The organism is Azotobacter vinelandii CA (assembly GCF_000380335.1).
Lineage (GTDB): Bacteria > Pseudomonadota > Gammaproteobacteria > Pseudomonadales > Pseudomonadaceae > Azotobacter > Azotobacter vinelandii.
This window is the reverse complement of record NC_021149.1, coordinates 4,366,226-4,383,327: the sequence shown is the minus strand read 5'-3', so window position 1 is coordinate 4,383,327 and position 17,102 is coordinate 4,366,226. Positions and strand designations below refer to the sequence as shown.

Below are 17,102 nucleotides of genomic sequence, written 5' to 3'. Positions count from 1 at the left end.
TCCCCCCTCTCCCACATCCGTCTGCCCGAGCAGCTTCGCCGTTTATGTCGGCCGGCGCCGAGAATCGTTCTGCCGGCAGGAAGCAGGCGCTCCGGAGCGCATTTATTTCAGGCTGGACACAGCCCGTCGAACCGGAACGCGCCGGGTTTTCACAGCGGCACGCGCTCGGGGTATTTCCTCGGCGACCGACGACGGATTTCGCTGGAACAGGAATGAGAACAGGCCCGGCAGCCGGCGCGCCCCATCCCTGTCCCGGTCGCGCGCCCATGGCGTGCTCAGCCGCGCGCCAGTTGCCAGAGCCGGGCGATGTCGGCGGCGCGCCGGCGCAGCAGGACGGGCGCCTCGGCGAGAGCGCTGGCCAGGCTGATCGGTCCTGGCGCCAGACTGAAGGCGACGTCGATGCCGTGACCGTAGAGGCGCTCGTAACCTTCTCCGAGCATGCCGGCCAGGGCGACGACCGGCACGCCGTGGCGCTTGGCGATGCCCGCCACGCCCATCGGTGTCTTGCCGTGCAGGGTCTGCTCGTCGATCCGCCCCTCGCCGGTGATCACCAGATCGGCACCGATCACGGCCTGCTCCAGGCCGCTGACCTCGGCGACCAGTTCGATACCGGGACGGAAGGCCGCGCCCAGGAAGGTCCGCGCCGCGAAGCCGATGCCGCCGGCCGCGCCGCTGCCGGCGCTGTCCCGCGCATCGCGGCCCAGGGTCGCCGCGCAGACGTCGGCGAAGCGGCCGAGGGCGGCGTCGAGCTGGCGCACCTGTTCCGGCGTCGCGCCCTTCTGCGGGCCGAACACGTGCGAGGCACCGCGCGGTCCGCACAGCGGGTTGTCGACGTCGCAGGCGACCTCGAAGTCCACCTTCGCCAGGCGCGGATCGAGGCCAGCAGGGTTGATCCGCTGCAATTGCGCCAGCGCCGCGCCGCCGGGCGGCAGCGGGCGGCCCTCGGCATCCTCGAAACGCACGCCGAGGGCGCGCAGCATGCCACTGCCGGCGTCGTTGGTGGCGCTGCCGCCGAAACCGAGGACGATCCGCTCGGCGCCGGCCTCCAGCGCCGCGAGGATCAGTTCGCCGGTGCCGTAGGTGCAACTGCGCAAGGCATCGCGTCGGCTTGCCGGCACCAGGTGCAGGCCGCTGGCCGCGGCCATTTCGATCACCGCGCTGCGGCTCTCGGCGATCCAGCCCCAGTGCGCCGCCACCGGCTCGCCGAGCGGGCCGCGTACCAGGGTTTCACGCCGCTCGCCGCCGACCGCGGCGATCACCGCCTCTACCGTACCCTCGCCACCGTCGGCCATCGGCCGGCAGAGCAGTTCGGCCCATGGCCAGACTTCGCCGAGCCCGGCGGCGATGGCCGCGGCCACTTCGGCGGCCGACAGGCTTTCCTTGAACGAATCGGGAGCGATGACGATTTTCATGGCGAACCTTCTTTTCCTGTCTTGGAGTATGGGATGCGCGCGGGCGCCGGACTCATTCTGCTGAGCAAGCGCCCGAGGCGCGTCGACGGAACGACCAAGGACGGCACGGCATTTCTGTGCAAACGCACAAAACTCAGGCCTCGGGCAGCAGTTGCAGGCCCAGGTAGAGGGTCAGCAGGCCATCCAGGCGCAGCGGGTCGACCCCGCTCAGCTCGGCGATCCGTTCCAGGCGGTAGCGCAGGCTGTTGCGGTGCACGCCGAGGGCATCGGCACAGGCCTGGCCATGCCCGCGGTGTTCGCACCAGCAACGCAGGGTGCCAAGCAGTTGACCACCGGCATCGCGGGCCCGCAGCCGCTGCAGCGGCCGCAGCAGTTCCCGGACCGCCTCGTCGTCGCGGTAGTGCCAGAGCAGCGTCGGCAGACGGTAGCGCGCCAGGCCGAGCAGCCGCTGCCGGGGAAGGATCGCGCGGCCGTAGGCCAGCAGGTCGCGCACCCGGCGATAACCATGGCGCATGCCCTCGACGCCCTCGGCCAACTCGCCGACGGCGACGCGCAGCACCTGCCAGCCCTGCGCCTCGACCCGCTCCAGCAGTTGCGCCTGTGCCGGTTCGTCGAGACTGGCTCCCGGCTGGCACCAGAGCAGCGAACCGGCCGCCGGCGACACGCACCAGCTATCCGGATAGCGCCCCTGCAGCCAGTCGCCGAGCCGCTCGGCAGACTGCCCCCCGGCCAGTTCGAACAGCCAGGGCGTGCGCATCAGTTGTGGCTTGAGGCCGAGCAGGCGAGCCTCGTCGAGCAAGCGGGGAGCATCGCCGCCCTCCTCCAGGAGCAGCGCCATCAAATCGTCGCTGCGCTGGCGTCGCCACTGTCGCTCGGCCTGCTGGTGGCGCTGGGCGACCAGCATCTCGGCGGTCATCCGCAGCAGTTCGCCGTAGAGGCGCACCTGCTCCGGCTCGCCGGTGATTCCCAGCACGCCGATCAACCGCCGGTCGAAGAACAGCGGCAGGTTGATCCCCGGCTGCACGCCCTTCAGGCAGGCCGCCGCCTGGCTGTCGATCGCCACCACCCGGGCGTTGGACAGCACCAGTTGCGCGCCCTCGTGGCGGGTGTCGATCCGGCTGGGCTCGCCGCTGGCGAGGATCAGCCCCTGGCTGTCCATCACGTTGACGTTGTACGGCAGGATCGCCATCGCGCGCGTCACGATGTCCTGCGCCAGTTCTCGGTCCAGTTCGAACATGCCTTATCCCCTGCCCGGCCCTCTTCGGCCGGAGACGGAGGGAAGTATCGCCGAAGCAGGCTCCCACGGAGCGCCCTTCCGCCTCGTGGTCCCTCCGCTTCCGCGCCCAGCATCGGCCACCGCCTCGGCCACGGCATTGTTCATCTGCACAAGCGGGCAGTCCGCCAGCGGTGCAGATCGCCGAAGACGATGGCCGGCCGATGATCGAGACTCCGCCGCCAGGGCCCCGCAATGGGTAGCGGCCCCAGCGGGCACCAGCCACGGCCGAGCGATCCGGGCCGGCCGCGCCACCCGAGCCGCCACGAGAACCTTTCAGAGGAGTCAACGCCATGCAGCGCAGAACCAAGATCGTCGCCACCCTCGGCCCGGCCACCGAAACCCCCGAAGCCATCGAAGGCCTGGTCAAGGCCGGGGTCGATGTGGTGCGCCTGAACTTCTCCCACGGCAAGGCCGAGGAACACCAGGCCCGCGCCGCCCGGGTCCGCGAGATGGCCGCCAAACACGGGCGCTTCGTCGCCATCCTCGCCGACCTGCAGGGGCCCAAGATCCGCATCTCGCGCTTCGCCGACGGCAAGGTGCTGCTGGAGAAGGGCCAGACCTTCGTCCTCGACGCCGCCCTCGACAAGAACGCCGGCGACGCGACCCGCGTCGGCATCGACTACGAGGCGCTGATCACCGACAGCCGCCCCGGCGACATCCTGCTGCTCGACGACGGCCGCGTGGTGCTCGAGACCCGCGAGGTCAAGGCCAGCGAACTGGTCTGCGCGGTGCTGGTCGGCGGCCCGCTGTCCAACAACAAGGGCATCAACCGCCAGGGCGGCGGCCTGTCCGCCTCGGCGCTGACCGACAAGGACTGCGCGGACATCAAGACCGCCGCCGCCATGCAGGTCGACTACCTGGCGGTGTCCTTCCCGCGCGATGCCGCCGACATGCAGCACGCCCGCCGCTTGATGCAGGAGGCCGGCGGCAACGCCGGGCTGGTGGCGAAGATCGAGCGCGCCGAGGCGGTGGCCGACGACCAGGTGCTCGACGGCATCATCCTCGCCTCCGAGGCGGTGATGGTGGCGCGCGGCGACCTGGGCGTGGAGATCGGCGACGCCGAACTGGTCGGCGTGCAGAAGCGCATCATCGAGCGGGCGCGGGTGCTCAACCGCGCGGTGATCACCGCCACGCAGATGATGGAGACCATGATCACCCAGTCGCTGCCGACCCGCGCCGAGGTGTTCGACGTGGCCAATGCGGTGCTCGACGGCACCGACGCGGTGATGCTCTCGGCCGAGACCGCCGCCGGCGCCTACCCGGTGGAGACCGTGGAGGCCATGGGGCGGATCATCCTCGGCGCCGAGCAGCACCCGCTGGCGCACCGCTCGAAGCACCGCATGGACCAGGTGTTCCACCGCATCGACGAGACCATCGCGCTGTCGGCGATGTACGCGGCCAACCACCTGGAAGGGGTCAAGGCGATCGTCTGCCTGACCGAGAGCGGCGACACCCCGCGGCTGATGTCGCGGATCCGCTCGCACCTGCCGATCTACGCCTTCTCCCGGCATCCGCGCACGCAGAGCCGGGTGGCGCTGTTCCGCGGGGTGCACCCGATCCCCTTCGAGGCCGATCGGATCGCCGAGGCCGAGCTGAACGCCCGGGCGGTCAAGGAGCTGCTGCAGCGCCGCCTGGTGGCCGAGGGCGACCTGGTGCTGATCACCAAGGGCGCCGGCCATGCCCAGGGCGGCACCGACACCCTGCGCATCGTGCGCGTGGGCGACGTCATCCATTGAGCGGAGGGGGCTTCGATGCAACCGAGCGAACCTCAGGACTGGCCGCGCGACTTCGACATCCGCGCCTCGCATGCCGAACAACAGGAGCTGCTCGCCGCGGGCGAGGCCGTTCCGACCCCTGCACAGGACCCGACACACGATGAGTAACCCCAGCACCTCGATCCAGCACGTCGCCGCCCGCGAGATCCTCGATTCGCGCGGCAATCCCACCGTCGAGGCGGTGGTCACCCTGGCCGGCGGCGCCACGGGGGTGGCCAGCGTGCCCTCCGGGGCCTCCACCGGCAGCCGCGAGGCCCTCGAATTGCGCGACGGCGCGCTGCGCTATCAAGGCAAGGGCGTGATGAAGGCGGTGGACAACGTCAACGGCGCGATCCGCGAGCGGGTGGTCGGCCTCGACGCGCTCGACCAGCGCGCGGTCGACCAGGCCATGCTCGAACTGGACGGCACCGACAACAAGGCGATCCTCGGCGCCAACGCCATCCTCGCCGTGTCCCTGGCTACCGCCAGGGCCGCCGCCGCGGCCCGCGGCCTGCCGCTCTACGCGCACCTGGCCGAGCTGTACGGCAGCCCCGGCGAGTACAGCCTGCCGGTGCCGATGATGAACATCCTCAACGGCGGCGAGCATGCCGACAACAACGTCGACCTCCAGGAGTTCATGATCCAGCCGGTCGGCGCGGCCAGCTTCAAGGAAGCGCTGCGCATCGGCGCCGAGGTGTTCCACACCCTCAAGCAGGTGCTTGCCGAGCGTGGGCTGAGCACCGCGGTGGGCGACGAGGGCGGCTTCGCGCCGTCCCTGTCCTCCAACGAGGAAGCGCTGGTGGTGATCCAGGCGGCGGTCGAGCGCGCCGGCTACGTGCTGGGCCAGGACATCACCCTGGCGCTGGACTGCGCGGCCTCGGAGTTCTACCACGACGGCGAGTACCGGCTGGCCGGCGAGGGCAAGACCTTCGACTCCCGGGGCTTCGCCGACTACCTGGCGGGCCTGTGCGAACGTTACCCGATCGTCTCGATCGAGGACGGCCTGGACGAGAGCGACTGGGCGGGCTGGGCCTACCTGACCGAAAAACTCGGGCAGAAGGTGCAACTGGTCGGCGACGACCTGTTCGTGACCAACCCGAAGATCCTCCGGGAAGGCATCGAGCAGGGCATCGGCAACTCGATCCTGATCAAGTTCAACCAGATCGGCAGCCTGAGCGAGACCCTGGAGGCGATCCGCCTGGCGCAGCAGGCCGGCTACACGGCGGTGATTTCGCACCGTTCGGGGGAGACCGAGGACACCACCATCGCCGACCTGGCGGTGGCGACCCGCGCCGGGCAGATCAAGACCGGCTCGCTGTGCCGCTCGGACCGGGTGGGCAAGTACAACCAGTTGCTGCGCATCGAGGAGGCGTTGCAGGGCAAGGCGCCCTATGACGCCTCGGCGCTATTGAAGCGCCGCTGCTGTCGCGGCCGCTGACCTCCGCCGCGGCCTGCGCGATGCCTTCGGCATCGCAAAGCCGGGCATCTAGTTCCAGCCCTCCAGACGCATCGTCGCCCGCACCAGGCGCTGCTCCTCCTGCTCGATCTCCTTGAGGCTGTCGCGAAGGCTGTGGATATGGTCGCGGGCGGCGCGCTGCGCCTGGCTCGGCTGGTGCTCGCAGACCGCGTTGTAGAGACGCGCGTGCTGCCGGTCGATCTGCCGCTTCTGCAGCGGCCGGTGGTAGAGATTGTTCACCGAGGCGAACACCGTGCTCAGCATCAGTTCGCTGAGCGACTGCAGCGTATGCACCAGTATCGGGTTGTGCGAAGCCTCGCTGATCGCCAGGTGGAACGCATGGTCCCGGCGTGCGTGCTCGCGCGGATCGGATGGCTGGGGCTCGTCGTCGAGGGCGAGCATTTCCTCGTAGCGGCGCTTGAGCAGGATCAGGTCCGCGTCGGTCGCTCGTAGCGCGGCGAGCCGGGCCGACTCGCCTTCGAGCAGCGAGCGCACCTCCAGCAGGTCGTAGAGCGTGCGCGACTGGGAACTGAACAGATGCATCAGCGGCGAGGCGTCGGTGGCGCGGTTCAGATCCGCCACGAACGAGCCACGCCCCTGTTCGGTATCGATGATCCCGCGCCCGCGCAATATGCGCAGTCCCTCCCGCAAGGCCGAGCGCGAACAGCCCAGCTTTTCCACCAGCCGCCGTTCCGAGGGCAATGCCTGCCCCTTCTTCAGCACTCCGTCGACGATCAGGCGCTCGATGCGCTCCGCTACCTGATCGGCGATCCGCCGCCCCTTCTGAGCCCCGCCACTCTCACCGCTCATCGACACACTCCGCAACTGGTAGGACCATGAATCGGACAGGCGAAAAATATAGAGCACATCCCCCTGCCAACAAAGCATTTATTGGCACCACAGTCCGAAGCGAGACACAAAAACTGGTATGACCAGCTCCGCGACATATGGACGCGGCGGCGCTGCCTGGACCAATCTTGAAACGTCCATAGAGCAGCGAGTCCGACCTGGGGTCCCCCCTTCATCAAGGTCACGGCTTGGCTCCAACAATTACAAAAACACCACCGTGTGAATATCCATGAACATTCTCTATGACGAGCGCCTCGACGGCGCACTGCCCAAGGTGGACAAGGCCACGCTGCTCGCCGAGCTGCGCGAGACCCTGCCCGACCTGGAAATCCTCCACGACGAGGAAGACCTGCACCCCTACGAATGCGACGGCCTCTCCGCCTACCGGACCACGCCGATGCTGGTGGTGCTGCCCGACTCGGTGGAGCAGATCGAAACCCTGCTGCTGCTGTGCCACGCCCGCCAGGTTCCCGTGGTCGCCCGCGGCGCCGGTACCGGCCTGTCCGGCGGCGCCCTGCCGCTGGAGCAGGGCATCCTGCTGGTGATGGCGCGCTTCAACCGCATCCTCGAAGTGAGTCCGGAAGGCCGCTTCGCCCGCGTCCAGCCCGGCGTACGCAACCTGGCCATCTCCCAGGCGGCGGCTCCCCACGCGCTCTACTACGCTCCCGACCCTTCGTCCCAGATCGCCTGCTCCATCGGCGGCAACGTGGCGGAAAACGCCGGCGGCGTGCACTGCCTGAAATACGGCCTGACCGTGCACAACCTGCTCAAGGTGGAAATCCTCACCATGAAGGGCGAGCGCCTGACACTGGGCTCCGATGCGCTGGACAGCCCCGGCTTCGACCTGCTGGCCCTGTTCACCGGCTCGGAAGGCCTGCTCGGCATCGTCACCGAGGTGACCGTCAAGCTCCTGCCCAAGCCGCAGGTGGCCCGCGTGCTGCTGGCCAGCTTCGACTCGGTGGAGAAGGCCGGCAGGGCGGTGGGCGACATCATCGCCGCCGGCATCATCCCCGGCGGCCTGGAGATGATGGACAACCTGTCGATCCGCGCCGTCGAGGACTTCATCCACGCGGGCTATCCGGTGGACGCCGAGGCCATCCTGCTCTGCGAACTGGACGGCGTGGAGGAGGACGTCCACGACGACTGCCTGCGCGTCCAGGCGGTGCTCGAGGCGGCCGGCGCCACCGAGGTGCGGCTGGCCCGCGACGAGGCGGAACGCGTCAAGTTCTGGGCCGGACGCAAGAACGCCTTCCCCGCCGTGGGGCGCATCTCGCCGGACTACTACTGCATGGACGGAACCATTCCCCGCCGCGAACTGCCCAGGGTGCTCAAGGGCATCGCCGACCTGTCCGGGGAGTACGGCCTGCGGGTGGCCAACGTGTTCCACGCCGGCGACGGCAACATGCACCCGCTGATCCTCTTCGATGCCAACCAGCCCGGCGAACTGGAGCGCGCCGAGGCGCTCGGCGGCAAGATCCTCGAACTCTGCGTCGAGGTCGGCGGCAGCATCACCGGCGAACACGGCGTGGGCCGCGAGAAGATCAACCAGATGTGCGCCCAGTTCAACAACGACGAGCTGACCCTGTTCCATGCGGTGAAGGCGGCCTTCGATCCGAGCGGCCTGCTCAATCCCGGCAAAAACATCCCGACCCTGCATCGCTGCGCCGAATTCGGCGCCATGCACGTCCATCACGGCAAGTTGCCGTTCCCCGAACTGGAGCGCTTCTGATGCGACACGATCACGACGACAGCGCGGCGCTGCTGGAACAGGTCAACCATGCCTTCGCACAGGGCGTTTCGCTGCGCATCCAGGGCAGCAACAGCAAGGCCCGCCTCGGCCGTCCGGTGCGGGGAACGCTGCTCGATACCCGCCGCCACCGCGGCATCGTCAACTACGATCCGACCGAACTGGTGCTGAGCGCCCGCGCCGGCACGCCCCTGGACGAGATAGAGGCGGTTCTCGACGCGGCGGGACAGATGCTGCCCTGCGAGCCGCCGCACCTGGGCGACGGGGCCACCCTCGGCGGCATGGTCGCGGCCGGCCTGTCCGGCCCGCGCCGTCCCTGGGCAGGCTCGGTACGCGACTACGTACTCGGCACCCGGCTGATCACCGGTCGCGGCAAGCACCTGCGCTTCGGCGGCGAAGTGATGAAAAACGTGGCCGGCTACGATCTGTCGCGTCTGCTGGCGGGCAGCTTCGGTTGCCTGGGGCTCATCACCGAGGTATCCCTCAAGGTGCTGCCCAAGCCCCGGCAGTGCGTCAGCCTGAGCCTGGAAATGGATATCGGCCAGGCCCTCGCCAGGCTCGCCGAATGGGGCAAGCAACCACTGCCGATCAGCGCCGCGAGCCATGACGGCCAGGCCCTGCGCCTGCGCCTGGAAGGCGGCGAAGGCTCAGTGCGCTCCGCCCGCCAGCGACTGGGCGGCGAGGAAATCGACAGCCGCTACTGGCTGGAGCTGCGCGAGCAGCGCCTGCCCTTCTTCGCTGCCGGCACGCCGCCGCTGTGGCGGCTGTCGCTGCCGACCGACACCGGCCCGCTGGCCCTGCCGGGTTCCCAGTTGATCGACTGGGGCGGAGCCCAGCGCTGGCTCAAGTCCGATGCCGATGCCGAACTGATCCGCGGCGTGGTCGCCGAGGCCGGCGGCCACGCGACCCGCTACGGCGAGGGCGAAGAACCCTTCCAGCCACTTTCCGCGCACCTGCTGCGCTACCACCAGAACCTGAAGAAGCAGCTCGACCCCAGGGGGATCTTCAACCCCGGGCGTATGTACGCGGAAGTCTGAGGTGAGGCCATGCAAACCAATCTGAGCGAACAAGCCAAGCGCCTGCCACGCGCCGCGGAAGCCGAACGCATCCTGCGCTCCTGCGTGCACTGCGGTTTCTGCACCGCGACCTGCCCGACCTATCAGTTGATGGGTGACGAACTGGACGGTCCCCGCGGACGCATCTACCTGATCAAGCAGCTTCTGGAGGGCCACGAGGTCACGGCCAAGACCCAGTTGCACCTGGACCGCTGCCTGACCTGCCGCAATTGCGAAACCACCTGCCCGTCGGGCGTGCAATACCACAACCTGCTGGACATCGGCCGCGCCGTGGTCGAGGAAAAGGTGCACCGGCCGCTCGGCGAACGCCTGGTGCGCGAGAGCCTGCGCGCCCTGGTCCCGCGAGCGGGCCTGTTCAAGGCGCTGACCCACGCCGGACAGGCCTGCCGCCCGCTGCTGCCGGAGGCGCTGAAAGCCAAGCTGCCGCGCCAGCCGCATCCGGCCAGGCCACGTCCGGAACCGCGTCATCCGCGTCGCGTGCTGATGCTCGAAGGCTGCGTGCAGCCGGCGCTGTCGCCCAACACCAACGCCGCCGCCGCGCGGGTGCTGGACCGCCTGGGGATCAGCGTGGCGGCGGCGCCCCGCGCCGGCTGCTGCGGCGCCGTGGACTACCACCTCAATGCCCAGGAGCGCGGGCTCGAACGCGCCCGCCGCAACATAGACGCCTGGTGGCCGGCCATCGAGGCCGGCGCCGAAGCCATAGTGCAGACCGCCAGCGGCTGCGGCGCCTTCGTCAAGGAATACGGCCACCTGCTGCGCGACGACCCGGTCTACGCCGCCAGGGCCGAGCGGGTCGCCGCCCTCGCCATGGACCTGGTCGAGGTGCTCGGCCGGGAGCCGCTGGAACGGCTCGGGATACGCGCCGGCAAACGCCTGGCCTTCCACTGCCCCTGCACGCTGCAGCACGCGCAGAAGCTCGGCGGCGCCGTCGAGGCCGTGCTCGCCCGGCTCGGCTTCGAGCTTACCGCCGTACCGGACAGCCATCTGTGCTGCGGCTCGGCCGGCACCTACTCGCTGACCCAGCCGGAGCTGTCGCGGCGACTGCGCGATAACCGGCTCGACGCCCTGGAAAGCGGCCGGGCCGAGGTGATCGCCACGGCCAACATCGGCTGCCAGACCCACCTCGACGGCGCCGGCCGCACCCCGGTCCGCCATTGGATCGAACTGGTCGAGGAAGCCCTCGATTAACAGCACGAGTTCTTCATCAACGAAGGGATAGCAGCATGCAAAGCAAAGCCGTACTAGGCCAACAGGACGTGGCCCGTATCCTTGCCGGCGCCCGCGACGAGGCGCTGCGCAACCAATGGGCGGTGACCATTGCCGTGGTCGACGACGGCGGCCATCCACTGGCCCTCGAACGCCTCGACGGCTGCGCGCCGATCGGCGCCTACATCGCCATGGAGAAGGCCCGCAGCGCCGCGCTCGGCCGCCGCGAGACCAAGGGCTACGAGGAAATGGTCAACGGCGGGCGTACCGCCTTCGTCAGCGCGCCCCTGCTGACTTCGCTGGAAGGCGGCGTGCCACTGCTGGTCGACGGCCAGACGGTCGGCGCGGTCGGCGTATCCGGTGTCAAGGCCGAACAGGACGCCCAGGTGGCCAGGGCCGGCAGCACCGCGCTCTGAACCCCGAATCCCGGGCCCCGCGCAAGGGGCCAACCGAACGACAGGAGAACGACATGACCGAGCGTGTGCAGTGCCAGCGCTTGCAGGTGGCAAGCCAGTTCAAGCGTTTCATCGACGAGGAAGTGCTCCCCGGCACCGGCATCGACGCCACGGCCTTCTGGAGCGGCCTGGACGACCTGGTGCACGACCTGGCGCCGCAGAACCGGGCCCTGCTGGCCGAACGCGACCGCCTGCAGGGCGAGTTGGACGCCTGGCACCGGGCCAACCCCGGCCCGATCGCCGACATGGCGGCCTACCGCCACTTCCTGGAGAGCATCGGCTACCTGCTGCCGCAGCCCGACGAGGTGAAGATCGCCACCGCCAACGTCGACGACGAAGTCGCCGTGCAGGCGGGCCCGCAACTGGTGGTGCCGGTGATGAACGCGCGCTATGCGCTGAACGCCGCCAATGCCCGCTGGGGCTCGCTGTACGATGCCCTGTACGGCACCGACGCCATCGGCGAGGAAGGCGGCGCCGAGAAGAGTTCGGCCTACAACGCGGTGCGCGGTGCCCGCGTGATCGCCTTCGCCCGCGCCTTCCTCGACCGGGCCGCGCCGCTGGCCAACGGCAGCCATGCCGACGCCACGGCCTACGCCGTCGAGCGGGGCGCGTTGCGGGTGACGCTCAAGGACGGCAGCCACAGCGGCCTCGCCCAGGCCGAGAAGTTCGTCGGCTACCAGGGCGCCGCCGAGGCGCCCGGCGCCGTGCTGCTGAAGAACCACGGCCTGCACATCGAGATCCAGATCGATCCCGACAGCCTGATCGGCAAGAGCGATGCGGCCGGCGTCAAGGATCTGCTGCTGGAGTCCGCGCTGACCACCATCATGGACTGCGAGGACTCGGTGGCCGCGGTGGATGCCGACGACAAGGTGCTGGTCTACCGCAACTGGCTGGGGTTGATGAAGGGCGACCTCAGCGAGGAACTGGACAAGGGCGGGCGGCGCATCGTCCGCCGCCTCGCCCCGGACCGCCTGTATCAGGCCGCCGGTGGCGGCGAGCTGCGCCTGCACGGCCGCGCCCTGCTGTTCGTGCGCAATGTCGGCCACCTGATGACCACCCCGGCGATCCTCGACGGCGAAGGCCGGGAAATCCCCGAGGGCATCCTCGACGCCGCCATCACCAGCCTGATCGCCCTGCACGACCTCGAACGCCGGGGCAATTCGCGCACCGGCAGCGTCTACATCGTCAAGCCGAAGATGCACGGCCCGGCCGAGGTGGCCTTCGCCGACCGCTTGTTCGGCCGCGTCGAGGATCTGCTCGGCCTGCCGCGCCACACCCTGAAGATGGGCATCATGGACGAGGAGCGGCGCACCAGCGTCAACCTCAAGGCGTGCATCGCCGCCGCCGGCGCGCGGATCGCATTCATCAACACGGGCTTCCTCGACCGCACCGGCGACGAGATGCACACCACCATGGAAGCCGGCGCCATGCTGCGCAAGGAGGACATGAAGTCCAGCGCCTGGATCCAGGCCTACGAGCGCAACAACGTGCTGGTCGGCCTGAGTTGCGGGCTGCGTGGCCGCGCGCAGATCGGCAAGGGCATGTGGGCCATCCCGGACCGGATGGCCGCCATGCTCGAACAGAAGATCGCCCATCCGAAGGCCGGCGCCAACACCGCCTGGGTACCGTCGCCGACCGCCGCCACCCTGCACGCCCTGCACTACCACCAGGTCGATGTCCAGGCCGTGCAGCGCGAGCTGGAACGGATCGATCCGGCCGCCGAGCGCGACGCCCTGCTCGATGGCCTGCTCAGCGTGCCGGTCAGCGCCGAGCGCGCCTGGAGCGCCGAGGCCATCGAGGAAGAACTGGCCAACAACTGCCAGGGCATCCTCGGCTACGTGGTGCGCTGGGTGGAACAGGGCGTCGGCTGCTCCAAGGTGCCGGACATCCACGACGTCGGCCTGATGGAGGACCGCGCCACCCTGCGCATCTCCAGCCAGCACATCGCCAACTGGCTGCACCATGGCGTGGTCGGCGCGGAGCAGGTGCGCGAGGCCCTGCGACGCATGGCCAGGGTGGTCGACGCCCAGAACGCCGGCGACCCCGCCTACCGGCCCATGGCCCGCGACTTCGACAAGTCGCACGCCTTCGGCGCCGCCAGCGATCTGGTGTTCAAGGGACGCGAGCAGCCCAGCGGCTATACCGAACCGCTGCTGCACGCCTGGCGCCGGCGCTTCAAGCAGGAGCGATGAAGAACGCGACTCCGGCCGCCCGCCGGCCGGAGTTCCGAACCATACGAAGTAAAAACCGCCGGTAGCCCGTGCGGCCATGAGTTGGATTCGAGTTCGAATCATCGAAGTTCCGCAACAAGCATCTGCAACTTTTCATGGCCCGGCCGTGGCGAGAAACAGCAATGCGACTTCCAGAACTTCGAAGATGGAAATCGATCGGTCGAACGGATCACCGGCAAGGCTGCGGGCAGCAACGTGAAAAGCCCGGTTCATATGCAGTAAAGCCCGCACGACGGGCCGAATGCCGTTGTCCGCAGCCATTGCTCATTCATTACAAAACCAATTACGGAGAAAACCCATGAAATGACATTTCACTATCTATCAGGCAAGTAGCTCGAAATCTCATAACGACTCCAAATATCGGAATGCCCGCTCTCGCGCGGAAAACCGCACGATGCGTGCATGTCACTTTCGCCCAATAAGAACAAGAGACTAGTTACATGCAAACCTGGCAACAGATCTATACCCCGCTCGGCGGTCTGGGAATATCGGCGCTGGTGGCGCTGATCCCGATCGTATTCTTCTTCCTCGCCCTGGCCGTATTCCGCATGAAGGGCTATGTGGCAGGCACCATCACCCTGCTCCTCTCGATCGTCACCGCCGTCTCGGTGTTCGGCATGCCGCTCGACATGGCCTTCGCCGCGGCCGGCTACGGCTTCGCCTATGGCCTCTGGCCGATCGCCTGGATCATCGTCGCGGCGGTGTTCCTCTACAAACTCACCGTCAAGAGCGGCCAGTTCGAGGTGATCCGCAGCTCGGTGCTGTCGATCACCGACGACCAGCGCCTGCAGGTGCTGCTGATCGGCTTCTCCTTCGGCGCCTTCCTCGAAGGCGCGGCCGGTTTCGGCGCCCCGGTGGCGATCACCGGCGCCCTGCTCGTCGGCCTGGGTTTCAACCCGGTCTACGCCGCCGGCCTGTGCCTGATCGCCAACACCGCGCCGGTGGCCTTCGGCGCCCTGGGCGTGCCGATCATCGTCGCCGGCCAGGTGACCGGCATCGACGCCTTCGACATCGGCGCCATGGCCGGCAGGCAACTGCCCCTGCTGTCGGTCATCGTGCCCTTCTGGCTGGTGGCCATCATGGACGGCTGGAAAGGTGTCCGGGAAACCTGGCCGGCCGCGCTGGTCGCGGGCTCCAGCTTCGCCGTCACCCAGTACTTCACCTCCAACTACATCGGCCCGGAACTGCCGGACATCACCTCGGCGCTGGTCAGCATCGTCTCCCTCACCCTGTTCCTCAAGGTCTGGCATCCGAAGACCGCCGAGGCCGGCGAGGTGCTCGCCGGGGCGGGCGGCTCGGCCGTGCTCGGCGGCTTCGGCGGCCCGCGCAGCGCTACACCCTCGCCTTACAGCCTCGGCGAAATCCTCAAGGCCTGGTCGCCGTTCCTGATCCTCACCGCCCTGGTCACCATCTGGACGCTGCAACCCTTCAAGGACCTGTTCGCCCCCGGCGGACTCCTGGAATCGCTGGTCTTCAAGATCGCCATCCCCCACCTCGACCAACTGGTGATCAAGGCCGCTCCCCTGGTGGCCGAGCCGACCCCCATCGCGGCGGTATACAAGTTCGACCCGTTCTCCGCGGGCGGCACGGCGATCCTCTTCTCGGCGCTGCTCTCGATGTTCATCCTGGGCGTCGGCCCGAAGGTCGGCCTGCGCACCTTCGGCGAGACCCTGGTCGAACTGAAGTGGCCGATCCTCTCCATCGGCATGGTGCTGGCCTTCGCCTTCGTCACCAACTACTCGGGCATGTCCAACACCCTGGCGCTGATACTGGCGGGCAGCGGCGCGGCCTTTCCCTTCCTGTCGCCCTTCCTGGGCTGGCTGGGCGTGTTCCTGACCGGTTCGGACACCTCCTCCAACGCCCTGTTCTGCTCGCTGCAGGCCACCACCGCGCAGCAGATCGGCGTCGACGAAACCCTGCTGGTGGCGGCCAACACCAGCGGCGGCGTGACCGGCAAGATGATCTCGCCGCAGTCGATCGCCGTGGCCTGCGCCGCGACCGGCATCGTCGGCCGCGAGTCGGACCTGTTCCGCTTCACCCTGAAGCACAGCTTCCTCTTCGCGCTGATCATCGCCCTGATCACCCTGGCGCAAGCCTATGTCTTCACCGGCATGCTGGTGAACTGACCGTGCATCCGGCGCCGGTCCCGCCGCCGGCGCCCAAACCCTGTCCTGCCCCTTCGAGGCTCATATGACCATCGACTTCAAGAAAACCGCCCTGGACTACCACGAATTCCCGACGCCCGGAAAAATCGGCATCGAACTGAGCAAACCGGCGGAGACCGCCGCCCACCTTTCCCTGGCCTACAGTCCGGGCGTGGCCGAACCGGTGCGCGAGATAGCCAGGGACCCGGAAAACGCCTACCGCTTCACCGCCAAGGGCAACCTCGTCGCGGTGATCAGCAACGGCTCGGCCATCCTGGGCCTGGGCAACCTGGGGCCGCTGGCCAGCAAGCCGGTGATGGAAGGCAAGGCCCTGCTGTTCAAGCGCTTCGCCGGGATCAACGCCGTCGACATCGAAGTCACGGCGGAAAGTCCGGCGGCCTTCATCGACACCGTCGTGCGCATCGCCGACACCTTCGGCGGCATCAACCTGGAGGACATCAAGGCCCCCGACTGCTTCGAGATCGAGCAGTTGCTGATCGAGCAGTGCAGCATTCCGGTGTTCCACGACGACCAGCACGGCACGGCCATCGTGACCGCCGCCGGCATGCTCAATGCCCTGGAAATCCAGGGGAAAAGACTCGAAGAAGCCAGAATCGTCTGCCTGGGAGCCGGAGCGGCGGCGACCGCCTGCATGCGCCTGCTGATCTCGCTGGGCGCACGCAAGGACAACCTGTACATGATCGACAGCCGGGGCGTGATCCACTCCGGCCGCGACGGGCTCAATCGCTACAAGCAGGAATTCGTCAACGACGGCGGGGCCAGGACGCTGCTGGAGGCCATGCAGGGCGCCGACGTGTTCCTGGGCCTGTCGGGAGCCAACCTGCTGCCGCCCGAGGCCCTGCTGGCCATGGCGCCCAGGCCCATCGTGTTCGCCTGCTCGAACCCCGACCCCGAGATCGATCCCGAGCTGGCCAAAGCCACGCGCCAGGACCTGATCCTGGCCACCGGCCGTTCCGACTATCCCAACCAGGTGAACAACGTCCTCGGCTTCCCGTTCATCTTCCGCGGGGCGCTGGATGTCCGCGCGCGCCGGGTCGACGAAGCGATGAAGATCGCGGCGGTGGAAGCCCTGCGCCAGTTGGCCAAGGAGCCGGCCCCGGCGGAAGTCCTGAAGGCGTTCGCCATCGACCGCCTGCAGTTCGGGCCCGACTACATCCTGCCCAAGCCCATGGACGCCCGGTTGCTGGGAGCGGTGGCCGGCGCGGTGGCGAAGGCCGCGGTCGAATCCGGCGTCGCGCGGCTGCCCTACCCGGCCCATTACCCGCTCTGAGCAGGAGAGAGATCGAGGGCGCTCGCAAGGCAACCGCTTGAAGCGCCCGTCCGATATCGGACTGGAAAGATAGTGTGTCGGGGCGTTTCGGCGTTGCCTTCGACTTCGCTACATGGGCTGCTTGCAGAGGGGGCGGACACTCCCTGTTTCGGGCCCCCGCCCGAGTCACTTATCGGGCTCCGAGTTGCCTGAAAGCACTTTCGCG

14 protein-coding genes are annotated in these 17,102 nt (G+C 68.5%); 10 read left to right on the top strand and 4 right to left on the bottom strand.

The window, feature by feature from the left end:
- Positions 1-275: 275 nt before the first annotated feature.
- The gene (locus AVCA_RS19750; protein WP_012702827.1) at positions 276-1,412 is read right to left on the bottom strand and encodes a glycerate kinase; all 1,137 of its coding nucleotides are present in this window, start codon (positions 1,410-1,412) and stop codon (positions 276-278) included.
- Between the two features lie 133 nt (positions 1,413-1,545).
- Complete coding sequence (locus tag AVCA_RS19745; RefSeq protein ID WP_012702826.1) at positions 1,546-2,649, bottom strand: sugar diacid recognition domain-containing protein; 1,104 nt, start codon at positions 2,647-2,649, stop codon at positions 1,546-1,548.
- 329 nt (positions 2,650-2,978) lie between these two features.
- Between AVCA_RS19745 and pyk the strand changes: the two genes are divergently transcribed.
- From pyk to eno, 3 genes are read left to right on the top strand one after another with little or no spacing between them, the layout of a single operon-like run.
- Positions 2,979-4,424 (top strand): pyruvate kinase, encoded by a 1,446-nt coding sequence (gene pyk / locus AVCA_RS19740; RefSeq protein ID WP_012702825.1) that lies wholly within the window; start codon positions 2,979-2,981, stop codon positions 4,422-4,424.
- Between the two features lie 15 nt (positions 4,425-4,439).
- Positions 4,440-4,571, top strand: a complete 132-nt coding sequence (locus AVCA_RS27085; RefSeq protein WP_012700810.1) for a hypothetical protein — start codon at positions 4,440-4,442, stop codon at positions 4,569-4,571.
- Complete coding sequence (gene eno, locus AVCA_RS19735; protein ID WP_012702824.1) at positions 4,564-5,880, top strand: phosphopyruvate hydratase; 1,317 nt, start codon at positions 4,564-4,566, stop codon at positions 5,878-5,880. The genes AVCA_RS27085 and eno overlap by 8 nt, the downstream gene beginning before the upstream one ends.
- Before the next feature lie 48 nt (positions 5,881-5,928).
- On the opposite strand, the gene glcC is transcribed toward eno, so the two are convergent.
- Entirely contained in the window at positions 5,929-6,708 is a 780-nt protein-coding gene (gene glcC / locus AVCA_RS19730; RefSeq protein WP_012702823.1) for a transcriptional regulator GlcC, read from the bottom strand.
- A gap of 268 nt (positions 6,709-6,976) precedes the next feature.
- Between glcC and glcD the strand changes: the two genes are divergently transcribed.
- Genes glcD through AVCA_RS19705 form a run of 5 tightly spaced genes read left to right on the top strand, consistent with a single transcriptional unit; the run spans position 6,977 to position 13,423 of the window.
- Complete coding sequence (glcD, locus tag AVCA_RS19725) at positions 6,977-8,476, top strand: glycolate oxidase subunit GlcD (protein ID WP_012702822.1); 1,500 nt, start codon at positions 6,977-6,979, stop codon at positions 8,474-8,476.
- Positions 8,476-9,531, top strand: a complete 1,056-nt coding sequence (glcE, locus tag AVCA_RS19720) for a glycolate oxidase subunit GlcE (protein WP_012702821.1) — start codon at positions 8,476-8,478, stop codon at positions 9,529-9,531. Before glcD ends, glcE begins: the two co-directional genes overlap by 1 nt.
- A gap of 9 nt (positions 9,532-9,540) precedes the next feature.
- Positions 9,541-10,758, top strand: coding sequence for a glycolate oxidase subunit GlcF (glcF, locus tag AVCA_RS19715; protein WP_012702820.1), 1,218 nt, complete (start codon positions 9,541-9,543; stop codon positions 10,756-10,758).
- Positions 10,759-10,793: 35 nt separating this feature from the next.
- Complete coding sequence (locus tag AVCA_RS19710; protein ID WP_041807407.1) at positions 10,794-11,192, top strand: heme-binding protein; 399 nt, start codon at positions 10,794-10,796, stop codon at positions 11,190-11,192.
- Between the two features lie 53 nt (positions 11,193-11,245).
- Positions 11,246-13,423: a malate synthase G gene (locus AVCA_RS19705; protein ID WP_012702818.1), complete on the top strand. Its 2,178-nt coding sequence runs from the start codon at positions 11,246-11,248 to the stop codon at positions 13,421-13,423.
- A gap of 132 nt (positions 13,424-13,555) precedes the next feature.
- Here the strand turns inward: AVCA_RS19705 and AVCA_RS26535 are convergent, their stop codons facing one another.
- Positions 13,556-13,723: a hypothetical protein gene (locus AVCA_RS26535; RefSeq protein WP_175555891.1), complete on the bottom strand. Its 168-nt coding sequence runs from the start codon at positions 13,721-13,723 to the stop codon at positions 13,556-13,558.
- Positions 13,724-13,902: 179 nt separating this feature from the next.
- On the opposite strand from AVCA_RS26535, the gene AVCA_RS19700 reads away from it, so the two are divergent.
- Positions 13,903-15,588 carry a lactate permease LctP family transporter gene (locus AVCA_RS19700; RefSeq protein WP_012702815.1) on the top strand — a complete coding sequence of 562 codons (1,686 nt, stop codon included), beginning with the start codon at positions 13,903-13,905 and terminating at the stop codon, positions 15,586-15,588.
- 64 nt (positions 15,589-15,652) lie between these two features.
- Positions 15,653-16,897 carry a malic enzyme-like NAD(P)-binding protein gene (locus AVCA_RS19695; protein WP_012702814.1) on the top strand — a complete coding sequence of 415 codons (1,245 nt, stop codon included), beginning with the start codon at positions 15,653-15,655 and terminating at the stop codon, positions 16,895-16,897.
- Positions 16,898-17,102 lie beyond the last annotated feature (205 nt).